Below are 13,289 nucleotides of genomic sequence, written 5' to 3' on the forward strand. Positions count from 1 at the left end.
AAGCCTATGACCACCGAAACTGTCAAACTGATTTGCGGGAAAATACGCGAAGACTGATCGTGACGCGGTTGAAGATGAAGCTGTCCTCACCGCCGAACCAGCGAAACGACAAACATCGCGGTTTCGGGAAGCGGCTCAAACATGCGATCCAGCCGCAGCGGAGCGAGTTCAAGCGATTCAATTGCGCCCCATGTCTCCCGCCAAGAATCATGGGTCCACACATGAGCGTGGACATCGACATAAAGCCCGTCACGTTCGGCGGTTTCCGCCACCGCATAGGCTTGCTTTATCCCATCAGGTCGCGAGGACAGACTTTCGATCGGAGCGCCGACGGGGGATACGCCGACAATATGATCGAAGATCTGTCGGAAGCTAGGCTTCTGCAAACGCCGGCGATGATCCTCGAGCAGTTCCGCGAGCGTCGTCGCACGGCGTCCATGATCGAACGTAAGGGATTGTTCCGGAATCGCGAGATTTATGCGGCCGCCGGGCTCGATGACGCTCGCGATCTCCGCCAGCCAGCCAATCGGGTCAGCCACATGTTCGATCACTCCCGAAGCGAGCGCCCAAGCGAAACGTCGCCCCCCGACAACCTTGTCCAAAGCCCCGGACGCCCAGACATAATCGACATGAACGATATGCGAGGGGTCAACGAGACCAGGATCATTCGCGTGGCTATATTTCGCGACGAGTTGGTCGTGATCCGCATGATCGACAAATGAGACGTCATGGTGGTCGCGCGAGACGGTGGGGCGATCGAGCGCGCCGAACTCGAGTCCGGCCCTGCCAGCGATACCGTATAACATTTGCTCGAGATGTCGCCGATGCTGACGCGTCGGAGAGTTTTCGAGATGCTTTCCATTGCCGAACCGAACTGAAACCTCATCGTTCGAATGGAGCGGCGATGGAAAGTGGAAAATGAATCCAGCGTCTGCCGGAATGTTGAATTGCACCAGCTCAGGGCGTCGCAATGCGCATTTGATCGTGGCGATCATCTCGTCGTTGACGAAGATTTCCAGCGTGGCCGGCCCGCCGTTTTCCGTCGCCCACCCTGCGACGTGAGACTGCAGGCAGACGTCCAGGAAACCATGCTGATGCATCTATTCCCCCTTTTCGAAACCAGTGTGTCCCGGGGCCGAACGCGCGCCACTTTCGGTATCCTGATAACGTGCGGCGACGCAACGATAGAGTTCAAGATCATATCTGTTGACCTCGCGCACCTTCTCCCAGTCGATGCGGCGATAGTCCTGGTCGCTCAAATCGACACGTCGACTGTCGGTTACATTTTCGCGTCCGATCGAAACCGGCTCGAGCCCCATCTTCTCGAACATGATCCTGGCATGCACATCAATATTTTCGGTCATGCCGACAAAGTCGAAGGAGCGGTCGATATTGCTCAAGGCAAGCTCGAGCACATAATCGGACATGGACCCGAGCGGGACCATATTTGTTCCCACGCCCGCGATCATCCGTGTCTGCAAATTTTCAAACTCGTCGCAAAGGCCTTCATTGACGATTTCATGCAGGGGAACGGACCTGCCGTCGATTGTGAGCGCATGGACTCCGTTGGTTCGATAATGCCAGTAATGTGATCTTACCCGTGCGATGGGCTCCCGAACGAAGGTGAAGTATCGCGTCGGCTGTCTGAGAAATCCGTCGAGCCCAAAAAAGCTGTGCCCAATGAGTTGTCTGAACGCGAGACATTGATATTCAGGGAGGGAATTCGCTTGCTCCCAGTTGAGACCCGCGAAATGGCCTTGATAGAAAAGACAAGTCTCACTCAGGGTCAGTTGCTTCTGGATCGCGACGGAGAGCGCGGTTCCCGCCGTCTTCTGTATGTGGAGAAAGACCCGGCAACCGCCCCCACGCCGGGGTTGCGGTCCTGACGGCGCGGCCATTCGTATTACGCCGTCTTGCAGCGTCTTGCCGCTGCGATCGGTAACGCGAATCTCGGCGTCGTAGCTCAGCGTAGCTAAAGGGATGGCAAAGCCGAATTTTTCTGTTCTTCCGAACAAATCTGCAATATCGCGCCGAAAGACGATCGCCTTGAACTCCAGTCTCTGCATCCGGTCAGTTTCGACGAAGACCGTTTCAAGGGCGTCGTCCCTGTCGGGACTTATAATCCAGCCGACAATCTCTTTCGCCGAGACATAATCCACGGCCCCTTCCGTTTGATTGACACTCGACATCAATTCTCCTCGCATCATGCGTCAACGAAATCCGGCAAGCACAGCCGTAGGCCGTCGAATGCATTAAAGAATTCCATAAAGATCACTAAGCCTATTTTTCGCGTTTCGCCGACTCCAGATAATGTTGGAGAAAGCCGAGGACTTGCAGTTCCAATTTTGATCGTCACCCCTCGTGTCAACTTGATAAAAACAGCGGATGAGGATCCCGCCCTTCGCCCAAGCCAAAGCGAAGGTGCTGTGCATAAAGATCGACACGCTTGTCCCGGGCGTCTGGGCATTTCTCAAGATAATCATCCGCGTCGAAGAGCGGCATGTGACCTCCGCGCGCAGCGGGCGCGCCGTCGGGTCGCGGGATGGCGCCGCAAATCGCAGTTCTCGGTTATCCGGAAACCGCCTTGCTTCAAAGCTACCGGCTCCTTGTTCATCTGTGCGACGCTCGCGCGTTCGGCCGCCAGGCTTGTGGTTCAAAACAGCCATATTGGGAGTTCGTGGCGAATTACCCCTTCCGTTCACTGGCGCTTACTTTCTTGTGTACATCTCTATGCAAGTCAACCTTGGCAATCACTGCAAGGTCAGGAGCGACTTCGTCGTGCAATCGAAATATGATATTCACGATGTAATATAATATGCTATAGGCATATGACCCTCATGTGGACAATTGCAAAGCTCCGGCATCTACGCAGTCGCGACATGTTTCTGACGATACTTTATGGTCGAGGCCCGCTAAAATTATCATGAGGCGCCTTGTGGGAAGAACCCACAGTGCGGCGACCAAATACCGATGTAAGCCGCCTCATGCCGCCGGACAGCAAAGCCTTCGACATAAAAGCCGAACGCTCAAACTTCCGCCACCCATATAGGTTTTATTAACCATTGAATTGCGTTACGCAATTTACTTTGACGGCCAGCCTCGTTCGGACGCGCTTGAACATGTCTTGCAGACGCAATCCCCAAGATCCGTGGATCCTTGTCATAATGCTCCTGGTAAACCCGGCGGTATCAGCGGCGGCCCGCTGCTTCGAGAGCAACGAAGTCCATGTCTGTTATAATAATGATGAATCCGTTTTCTATAACACGCCCGAAAACGAAGTCGCCTACAGCGTTCAAACGATTCGCGACGAAGATAATTACTATACGATCTATCACTCCGAGCCCATGACGAAATACAGGACGGGCGACGCCGTAAAGGCGGGCGTTCACCGGGGGAAATATGCTTTCATAATGCCGCCGCACGAGTTCCGCCTATGGGGAACCGACAAGGATCCGGGATCGCTGATAGCGTCGAACGGCGTGGGCGGCGCAGCGAATCCGATCGCGATTTCAGGCCTGCGCAATGACCCTTATTTCTATGTATTCTTTTTGGGCGTCAACGATGACGAACAGCTTCGGGATCACGCGAGCGGACACTGGCGGCACTATCTACTCGAGGCGCGGACAACGGATTTCGTTTCCTTCGATCTCAAGACAGATAGCGGATGGACGCCCTTTTCCCCCGATGTGCGCCCCGCGCCGCTGCGGGACTCGTCCGGCGCCGTCATTCGCAGCAATTCGGCGCGTCGCCTCGGTCACACTCAGGGCCTGATAGGCTCGATCTCCTTCGTGAACGGCCTCTATCATTTCTTCTATTTCGATTACGGACCGGAAGGAGAAAGCATCAATCTCTATCTTCGCACCAGCGTGGATGTGAGCAAGGACGGTTGGTCGCCACAAAAGATCGTCATTCCGGCAATCGGCTTGCGGATGGTTCGGCTGGCGAAGGCGAAGAACCTTGACAGATGGGTGGCAATGTATGGCTGTTACGTAAGAAAACGTCAGGACATCTGCGCTCAATACACCCAAAATCTGAATGTCATGGGTCCTGGCGGCGTCAGCGACCTCCGTCTGACGTCCGAATTCGCGCTTGGCCTGAGCGACAATGGCTCATCGAGGTCCTATGCTCAGCCTTATTGGTTGACAGATCGATGGGGGAATCTGGACGCCCCGAACGCTGGGCAGAGCGTGGAATTCTACTGGACGGACATGACGCCTTCGAATTGTCTCGCCCATCCGCACCCATTCTGCCCGGTCTATGGCGGCGCGGTATACCGCGGCAGCTGGAGCGTCCGTTCGGATGCGCCCGCCCCGCGCGAATGACGCGCGCGCCGGGCAGTTTGTTCTCGCATCATCAGAGAAAGTTTCCGCCCACGATAGGCGACCGCCCGAAGCTGTGTGGAGGAAACCCAGTTTCCGAGGTCGCGTCATCGATCAGTCATGGGACATAGCGAGCAAATATGCCTGTGCGATCCGAAAATGGACGCGGTCTCCGATCAGGGCCTTCACTGTTCCAATCGGACGTTCTCGTCCCCGGATTCTATAATTGCAATCAAATGTTTCGTCGCCGCGCCGGCCGCCGCGCCATGAATATTTGCTTCGGTAAGCAAATTATACAATCTGTCCCGAAGCTCGGTTCTGTCAATTATTCCTTTTTCGATCAGAAATTCGCAAAGCTGCGACAACAAGGCTGTATTGCCAGCCATCAACGCGCTTATATGCCTGCTGTCCATCGTTTCCATGTCGATATGCCGACTTCCGCAGTTCATTTGCTCCAATCATTCCAGACGCGCGTGACACATTCCCCTGATGGGTTCGTGATTTTCTCGCCCAGTCTAACGAAGCAGACATTTCAGCTGACGGCCGCCAGCCCGGCGACTGCCACGCAGTGATTTATGCACCATTTCATGTGTAATAGCAACACGTATTGTGTCTCTGCAGGTCGCGCCTGGCCGATTAAGTTCCTCAAATCCGCCAAAAGAACCACTTTGGGATGAGCGTTCGACGTTCCTGCTTTTGCGGGTCAGACATCGACCCTGCACGAGGATCCCATGTGGCGGGCCGTAAAAACACTACAGAGTGCATTTTTGAACTATGCAACTGACGCCATGCAGAGGCGAGCTCGCCATTTTTTTTACAAACCGGGTTTTCGAGGGAAGATCCTCCATGACGAGGCGCCGCGGCCAAAGCGTCGAATTCAAGCTCGAGGCCACCCCCGGAATATCTGGCCGGCGAGAGACCTCATGGTCGGACGAAGCCCCACGGCGTCAGCCACAAGCGATCCGAACACACACGGGTCGCGGATCGAAGCGCTCAAGCGTCTCGTGGACCAGCAGACGCTGGAATTGGCGTTCCTGAAGGAGCGTTGAAAAGCGCGCCGGGATACATCCGTTGCTGAAAGCCATGGCGGCGCAGCGCGGCCGAGGCATGGCGGCTGACGAACATCGTGCGCTCGACCTTTGAAGACATCTTGCTGGTTCCCGCGAACGCCACAACGATCGTCGATGCGCCAGACGCCCTGTGCAGTGGGAAGCACCCCGCAATCCGGGACATCCGACTATTGCTCCGCGAGAAAGGATCACAAATCAGAGCGTCCCTCGCTCGGGAGCTTGAATCGCGCCTCCATCAAAATTGTTGGATCCCGAGCCCAAAATGTTCGCCTCGGCTTTTATATATTGCCCGATTTCCTCATTAAGCCGGGAAAAAGCCGCTCCGATGCGATTATAGCCAATTGCAGCAGGAATTGCCGCGGCGAGTCCATAGGCGGTGGCGGCAAGCGCCTCCGCGATTCCCGGAGCGACGACAGCGAGACTCGTATCCTGCGTTTGGGCTATTCCGGAGAAACTCGAAATAATACCCCAGACAGTGCCAAACAGGCCAACGAAAGGTCCCACCGACGAAACGATAGCCAAATTCGGAAGCCCTCCCTTCGCTATCGTCATGAACTCGCGCGCCGCGCGATTCATATGTTGAAAAACCCGCTCTCGTTTTTCCAACGCAGTTTCATCCGGAACCCTGACATCCAGGGCTTTCATTCCGGCGCTGGTGATAGGCCAAAGCACGCCCTCCGGACCGCCGCTGCGAGCCGAGTCAATCGCCCTGGAAATGCGAAATACGACAAATACGCCGTCGATAATAAGAACCCATGTCCATACGGACGCAACAAGCAGAAGAGCCATGACAACCTTGCTCACGACTCCCGCATTCATGAACATGCCGACTGGCGAAATTGAGGAAATGTCCATCGATTGCTCTCCTTCCCGATGGTTGCAGCAACAGAAATCGGGATTACTGGAATGTAATATGCTGACTCACAAAGGTGGCGCCGCAACTGGCCGGCCCGCGCGAGGCGGCCACAATGCGGCGCGCGAGAGCTGCGTGAGCAGACGTCGACGCCGAAACTGAAACGCCGGATATGCCGCCTCCAGCATTGACGTGAAATGTCACATAGGCGGTTCCCGGACCCAGGCTCGTCGAAGCGGGCATATTTCGACGAAGCGAGGCGGCGACATGGGCAAGGCATGTCGCAGCTGACCCCCCGGAACCCTGCCCGCGTCCTCCAGGCGCCCCCGCGCGTCGCCGAGCCTGAGCCTCCCGACGTTCGTTGGCGGACTCGACGTCACGCCGCTCTGCGCGCTTCTTTTCATCCTTTTCATTTTTCTTGGCTTGCTCGGATGACTCTGTCCTGGCGGGCAACGGCTCCGCTTCCGGCGTCATGATCAAAGGCGGCGGCAAGGCAAGTTCCGGTTCCTCTACAATTTCCGATAATGACGGATCATCGGCATGGACGTCGGCTTCCGATACCGCCTCCGCGTCGAAGAAATCGCCTTCGCGCACAAGCTGCGCGTCGATCGGGCCAATCGCTGCGACCTGCGGCCTCGCCCAAAACATGAATGAAACAAAGAAGGCGATATGTGCTGCGATGACCGCAGTCGCGGAGAGCGGGTGAAGCCAGTTCGGTCTGAGAACTGGATTTCCCGCCAGTTCGTTCTGTCGATGTCTCATCTCGGTGTCGATTGCAGAAACGGTCATCGAACCACTCTTTGGTCGTCGTGCGCCTTTGATGCAAAGGCTATATTGATAGATGATCATGGGTATTTTGCGCGTTCAGCCGTTATCGAGGTCCGCGCGGGACCATCAGCGTTAACGGGCGTGAATCAAGCCGTGAAAGCCGGAGGCGCTCTTGGGGCCTGGGGCGCGCTTGCAGGATTCCTGCGCCGATCAGAAGAAAAGGAGATTGTCTGAAGATTGTCTTCGTCAGCCCGAAAACTCAATCGGACGAGCAACGCGCCTCGAGCCGCCAGCCCGAAAAAAGCATTGCAAAGAGAGACGCAACATCGATCGCGATGCGATCCATTCACCGGCGCGGGCGGCGACTGACCGTGTTTGCCCGACTTGGTCTGTCCAGCACAGATCACGCTGGCTGAATCTGACAATTGCTCATACGCCGAGGCGACCGCAAAAGGCGCGAGGACAATTTGCAAGATAACGAGATACGCTACGAGCGCTCGCACGCTGCTCGCCAAAGGCCCCGCCCCTCGCCCGTTTAGAGTCACGGCTACCTTCCCTCGAAACTACCGAACGCTAGGGGCTCTTGAAAAAGTGGTCAAGCCGGCGCATTCCGCCGCCATGGTCGGAATGGGCCAGAACCCCGCGGAAACCGTGACAGCTCAGGCATTTTAGCGAACCCACAAGTATAATGTCTATCACGTCGCAGCCATCACAATGTCCGACGCGCTTCTTTTTCGGCCTCATGCCGCTCATTTCAAGATAGGCTAACCCCGGCGCGGCGCACGCGGTTCGAATTGGAAAGAATGGGCTCGACGAGCATGCGGGAGATCTGATCGCGGAGAACGACCCAAGATTCAGGCGGCAAGCCGTGCGGCGCGTCGAGGGCTTCATCCTGTCTTGCGCAACAATGTAGCGCCCTCAGAAGATTGACGACCGCGATCGAAACAGGCGACGTCTTGTTTCCACTCGGCCGCGACAATCCGGGCGGACCCGCAGGATAGGCGGCCGCGGTTGCAGACGCGCTGATGGGCCAAAGGTTTATTGATGCAGGGAAATGATGCGCGATATCAGGAGGATGGGCCGCGCCCGCCAGTCGGCGGCGAGTTTTACGGACCAATTTGCTTCGCGCGTTCGAGCCTGGAGCAGCCCATCTTTATTGCGTGGCGGCTTTTTTCTTTGTATATTATTTCGACGAAAATGTGGAGAGATGCTCTCCACCTAAGTGACAACGAAGCCTGTCAGACTGGATTGTTACACGGTAGTCATCAGGAATATCGGCGCAATGGACGTGAGGTCTTTGACGAGGGCTACGCGGGCGATTCTCGCCTGTCTCTTCGTCATTCACAGCCTGGGGCTTCTGAAAGTCCCAATGGCGCTTGGCGCCTATGGCGACGCGTCGCAACGTCCTGCGCTCGTTCACGGCTCTTTCATGAAATGCGCCGGAGACGCCGGCGAAAACGCGCCTTTACCCGCGGATCATGATCCCTCGGAGTGCTGCGCTTTATGTTCAGGCGCCGCCTCGGACGATAGCTTTCTGACGGCCATCTTCCTCGCGGTCGTTATTGATTTTCATTTTCCAGAAGCCAGCTCCACATTCCTTGACGATGTGAGAGCCGGGCCATTCCCCTCTCGCCATGCGGGATGGGGGAGTAGCTGGTCAGCGCAATCCCCTCCATTTGCGTAAGAACGAGCCAGGAGCATCGCGCTCGTCCTCGGGATGAGCCACTTGGCGACACGCAAACATAAATCTCAAGAAAACGAACGACTTGAAATTCGCGCAACGCCAGTCCCAGTGGGCCCCGGCGGCTGGAGCGGCTTGTCTAGAGGGGAGACTCATGCCCAAAAAATTCGACATTAAGACAGTAATTTCGACCACGACGATGATGGTCGGCTTCGCAATTGGTCTCGCGGCTCAGCCGGCCGCAGCCCAACACAAGCAATCCTTGCTTATTACCGCGGACAAACTGTTCGACGGCGCGAATTTCGCGCCCGGAACAGGAAAGGCTGTACTCGTCGAGAATGGCAGAATTGCTGCGATCGGCTCCGCCGGCATGGCCGTGCCTTTCGGAACCCGCGTCGTGAATGTTCCCGGCGGAACAATTCTGCCCGGCTTCATCGACATGCACACCCATCACCTCGTGAACAAGGCGCCTGCGCTGCGGCTGCTGGAACATGGCGTGACAACGGCGCGAGACCTCGGCGGTCCGGTGACGCCGGTCATGCTCGACAAGCCTTACCAGCTCCGCCAAATTCTCTCGGGGCCGATCATTACCGCGAGGGGCGGCTATCCGATGCCGGTGTTCCCCGGTTCCGGCGTCGAAGTAAGCGGCGCCGCCGCGGCCGTGAACAAGGTGCGCGAGCTTGTCGCCAAGGGCGCGAGCGTCATCGCGGTTTCACTCGAGCCGGGCGGTGAAATCGGGGCGCCATGGACGTCCCACAACGCGACCACGCCGCCCCCGTGGCCGACATTGACCAACGCCGAACTCAGAGCCGTCGTTACGGAAGCGCACAGGCTCAAAAAGCGGGTTGTGGCCTATCTCGGCACGACCGAGGGCGCGAGACGAGCGCTCGATGCGGGCGTGGACGAATGGGCGCATATGCCGTGCGACTTTCTCGACCACGGACAATGGCACCGCGCTGCCGATCGGCGTCTGCCGATCGACGGCACGCTGGACACGCTGGTGTCCTGCAGTGGGTCAGCCCATAACGCAGGACACGCGGTCGAAATGGGAGCCAGGCTCTTCTACGGCACAGATCTCGGACATCCCGATATCCCGCACGGCATCGACGCGCAAGAAATTCACCACATCGTCCACGCATGGACGCACGCCGGCAGGACGTGGGATCAGGCGATGGCTCTTGCTCTGGCCTCAGCCACCAGCGAGCCGGGAAAATATTTGTATCTCGGCAAGGAAACCACCGAGCCGAAGCTCGGTCAGCTGGTGGTTGGAGCTCCCGCCGACATCGTCGTGATCGGCAGCGACCCGCGACAGAACTTCAAGGAGCTCGAATTTCCGCGACTCGTCGTTTCAGGCGGAAAGGTGGTCATCGAGCGCGCAATGGGAGAATGATCTCCGGCGTCACGCGGCGGCCTGAAGTTCGAACACGGCGGTCAGCCGTGCTCTGAACCGGCAAATGTAACTGAGCCGGCCTCTTCCCGGCGCGAGCCCGGGAAGAGGCCGGCGTACAGACATCGGTCCTGCGGAAGATCGCCTGCGACCTCGATCATATAGGCTGTAGCGTGCGCGGCGCCGCTTCCGCCTTGTCGAAATAAACCGGGATGCAGCCCGGGCGCATTTCATCGCCGAAAGACTTCGCGCTCCTGAATGCGCCATCCGACGCCGACGCCTTCGGACGCGCCGTCGAGCCGCCAGGCAAATTTCGTGAATTTGGAGGCTGATTCGATGAATAACAAAGCTGCCAGAAAGATCGGACTTTCAAGCGCTCCGAAGCCATTGAACGAGGCTCGCTTCCTGCGATCGTTCCTGTTCGCTCCAATCGCCATGGCGCTTCTCGCAGCGCCGGTCCGCGCCGAAGACATGGATGTGATCGAGCTCGGCGACGAGAACATGGCTGTCGAGAGCGCCTCCGCCGAACGGGCGTTCCCTCAGACGGGCGCGGGGTGGACGACGGCGGGCGGCACACCGCAGGGCACCAGATTCAGCGGCTTGACCGATATTACGCCGCTCAACGCCGGAAAGCTCGTCGAAGAATTTTCATACCCGACCGGAACCAAGGGCAGTCACCAGGGCAGTCCGCTCGTGGTCGGCAATGTGATGTATATAGTGACGCCCTTCCCCAACAAGCTCATCGCTCTGAGCTTGTCGAGGCCAGGAACGGCGTTGTGGACTTTCAATCCGAACCCGGCAGGGTTTTCACAGGGACTCACCTGCTGCGATATCGTCAATCGCGGACCGGTTTATGCCAACGGGCTCGTTATCTATACGCTCCTCGACGGCAATGTCGTCGCGGTCAATGCAAGAACCGGAACACAAGTCTGGCGCACCAAGGTAGCCGATCCATGGCTTGGCGAGACCCTCAACACCGCTCCGATCGTTGTCCGGGACAAGGTAATCTTTGGTAGCTCCGGATCGGAGATGGGGGTCCGGGGGTCCGTGCGTGCGCTCAATATAAACACGGGACGACTGGTTTGGCGGGCGTACGCGACGGGGCCGGACACCGACGTTTTGATCGACTCGACATTCCGCCCGTATTTCGCGAAGGATCGGGGCGCAAACCTGGGCGTCTCGACATGGCCCACGAATATGTGGCGTCACGGCGGAGCCACCTCCTGGGCGTGGATCACTTATGATCCGACGTTGAACCTTATTTTCTACGGAACCTCGCAGCCCGGCACATTCAATCCTGACATGCGGCCCGGAGACAACAAATGGGGCGCAACCATATTTGCGCGTAATCCCGATACGGGCAAAGCAGCCTGGGCGTATCAGTTGGTGCCGCACGACAGCTGGGACTATGACGCCGTCAACGAAAATACAGTGGTCGACCTGACCGTCAACGGCGTCGTTCGCAAAGTCATCGTTCATTTCGACAAGAATGGTTTTGCTTACACGCTCGATCGCGCCACTGGCGCGCTGATCAGCGCAAAATCATTCAGCTTCGTCAATTGGGCGAGCGGTATTGATCTGACCACCGGCCTCCCAAGGGTGGCTGCGAACAAACTTACCCATGAAGGCGTCGTCACCAACAACATTTGCCCGTCCGCGATCGGCGCCAAAGACTGGGAATATTCCGCTTTTTCCCCCCTCACCAAACTGTTCTATTTTGGCGCACACAACATGTGCATGAGTTACGAGGCTTTCAAGGTTACCTATATTGCCGGCACACCGATGATTGGAGCAAATCTGGCTATTTCGCCGGGGCCCGGCGGAAACATGGGCGAATTCGTCGCCTTCGATCCCGTCAGAGGCGTTCGAGCCTGGGCGATCCGGGAGCCTTACGCCGTCTTCGGGGGCGCGCTTGCCACTGCTGGCGGCGTTGTCTTCTACGGTACCCTCGACAAAAAATTCAAGGCGATCGACGCCAGGACCGGACGTCTTCTGCTTTCAAAGCAACTCGAATGCGGCATCGCCTCCGCGCCCATCACTTTCAAGGGCCCGGACGGGAAACAGCGCGTGGCTATAACGACGGGGATAGGCTTCCTCAATGGCGGATTTGTCGGCGGACCATGCCCTGCAGGAACGACATTCTCGACCGCAGGTCCGGCATTGGCGGGCGCTTCCGTTGATCTTGGAGCGAATGAACCGCAATCCGAGCGCGTCGCCGCCACGAGCGGTTATGTGCACGTTTTCAAACTGCCTTGAGGCGAGCGGATTACTCGATCCAATGAGGTTTGGTCAGGACGGGGGCGAGGATGCGTGAGAAAATCCATGTGCGACGCCGGTTGGTCTTCGCAATCCTCGCCCTGACGGTCGGGTCGATGGAGAAGGCGTCGGCGCAGGATGGCGAAGCGCCGAATTTCGTTGTTTGCGCGGACCCGGGGAATCTCCCTTATTCAAATCAGGCAGGCGAGGGTTTTGAAAACAAAATAGCCCAGCTGCTGGCTGCCGATCTCGGCAAGAATTTGCAGTATTTCTGGTTTGCGGAACACAAGAATTTTTTACGCCGCACCCTTTCGGCCGGCCTGTGCGACGTCGTGATCAGCGTGCCCTCGGCGCTGACGATGGTCACCACAACGCGACCCTATTTCACCTCGACTTATGTTGCAGTCATGCGCGCCGATGACAGTCGAGGCTTCTCGTCATTTGACGACGCATGGCTCAAGGACGCGCGGATTGGCCTGCAATTGGTTGGCAACGAGGGCGTGACGACGCCCCCGGCGGTAGCAATCTCGCGAAGGGGATTCAATGAGCATATCACGCCGTTTCCGATGTGGGCCGAGGACAACAGCGCGAATCCTCAGGGGCAAATAATAGAAGCGGTCGCCGATAGTCGCATCGATATCGCCTTTGTATGGGGGCCATTTGCGGGCTATTTCGGGAGAAAATTCGGAGATCGTCTCGCGATCAAACCAATCTTGCAGGATTCGCAGTCGCGGGACCTGATGTTCGCGTATCCGATGGCGATCGGCGTGCGCAAGGATGCTGCAGTTCTTCGTGACAAATTACAAAGCGCGCTCGACCGAAATCAGGAAAAAATAGCCGTCATACTGAACGACGCCGGAATCCCGACGATTGATCAGAGTTCCGTGCCGGGGAGTTTCGGCCCGGAGATCAAACCATCTGTTCAATGACGAAAAAAGGGAGCCAAAAGATGCGC

The 13,289-nt window shown here is 57.4% G+C and carries 11 protein-coding genes; 5 read left to right on the forward strand and 6 right to left on the reverse strand.

Going from position 1 to position 13,289, the window contains the following annotated elements:
* Positions 1-86 precede the first annotated feature (86 nt).
* The 3 genes from LG047_RS05290 to LG047_RS05300 form a co-directional block, all read right to left on the reverse strand.
* A complete protein-coding gene (locus tag LG047_RS05290) occupies positions 87-1,100 on the reverse strand; it encodes a methyltransferase domain-containing protein (RefSeq protein WP_227965819.1) in 1,014 nt (337 codons plus the stop codon).
* Positions 1,101-2,189, reverse strand: a complete 1,089-nt coding sequence (locus LG047_RS05295) for a sulfotransferase family protein (RefSeq protein WP_227965820.1) — start codon at positions 2,187-2,189, stop codon at positions 1,101-1,103. It abuts the gene before it with no gap.
* Between the two features lie 175 nt (positions 2,190-2,364).
* Positions 2,365-2,502: a hypothetical protein gene (locus tag LG047_RS05300; RefSeq protein ID WP_227965821.1), complete on the reverse strand. Its 138-nt coding sequence runs from the start codon at positions 2,500-2,502 to the stop codon at positions 2,365-2,367.
* 662 nt (positions 2,503-3,164) lie between these two features.
* On the opposite strand from LG047_RS05300, the gene LG047_RS05305 reads away from it, so the two are divergent.
* Positions 3,165-4,322 (forward strand): hypothetical protein, encoded by a 1,158-nt coding sequence (locus tag LG047_RS05305; protein ID WP_227965822.1) that lies wholly within the window; start codon positions 3,165-3,167, stop codon positions 4,320-4,322.
* 182 nt (positions 4,323-4,504) lie between these two features.
* Here LG047_RS05305 and LG047_RS05310 read toward each other — a convergent pair whose 3' ends face one another.
* A complete protein-coding gene (locus LG047_RS05310) occupies positions 4,505-4,741 on the reverse strand; it encodes a hypothetical protein (protein ID WP_227965823.1) in 237 nt (78 codons plus the stop codon).
* 501 nt (positions 4,742-5,242) lie between these two features.
* Between LG047_RS05310 and LG047_RS19535 the strand changes: the two genes are divergently transcribed.
* Positions 5,243-5,368 carry a hypothetical protein gene (locus tag LG047_RS19535; RefSeq protein WP_255679538.1) on the forward strand — a complete coding sequence of 42 codons (126 nt, stop codon included), beginning with the start codon at positions 5,243-5,245 and terminating at the stop codon, positions 5,366-5,368.
* 216 nt (positions 5,369-5,584) lie between these two features.
* Here LG047_RS19535 and LG047_RS05315 read toward each other — a convergent pair whose 3' ends face one another.
* Positions 5,585-6,244, reverse strand: coding sequence for a MotA/TolQ/ExbB proton channel family protein (locus LG047_RS05315; RefSeq protein WP_227965824.1), 660 nt, complete (start codon positions 6,242-6,244; stop codon positions 5,585-5,587).
* Positions 6,245-7,156: 912 nt separating this feature from the next.
* Entirely contained in the window at positions 7,157-7,555 is a 399-nt protein-coding gene (locus tag LG047_RS19705; protein ID WP_370635002.1) for a DUF2946 family protein, read from the reverse strand.
* A gap of 1,290 nt (positions 7,556-8,845) precedes the next feature.
* On the opposite strand from LG047_RS19705, the gene LG047_RS05325 reads away from it, so the two are divergent.
* The 3 genes from LG047_RS05325 (at position 8,846) to LG047_RS05335 (ending at position 13,263) form a co-directional block, all read left to right on the forward strand.
* Entirely contained in the window at positions 8,846-10,081 is a 1,236-nt protein-coding gene (locus LG047_RS05325; protein WP_227965825.1) for an amidohydrolase family protein, read from the forward strand.
* 255 nt (positions 10,082-10,336) lie between these two features.
* A complete protein-coding gene (locus LG047_RS05330) occupies positions 10,337-12,334 on the forward strand; it encodes a PQQ-dependent dehydrogenase, methanol/ethanol family (protein WP_227965826.1) in 1,998 nt (665 codons plus the stop codon).
* A 50-nt stretch (positions 12,335-12,384) separates the two neighbouring features.
* Positions 12,385-13,263, forward strand: coding sequence for a quinoprotein dehydrogenase-associated putative ABC transporter substrate-binding protein (locus tag LG047_RS05335; RefSeq protein ID WP_227965827.1), 879 nt, complete (start codon positions 12,385-12,387; stop codon positions 13,261-13,263).
* Positions 13,264-13,289: the final 26 nt, after the last annotated feature.

Origin of the sequence: Methylocystis sp. WRRC1 (assembly GCF_020733155.1) — a bacterium.
GTDB lineage: Bacteria > Pseudomonadota > Alphaproteobacteria > Rhizobiales > Beijerinckiaceae > Methylocystis.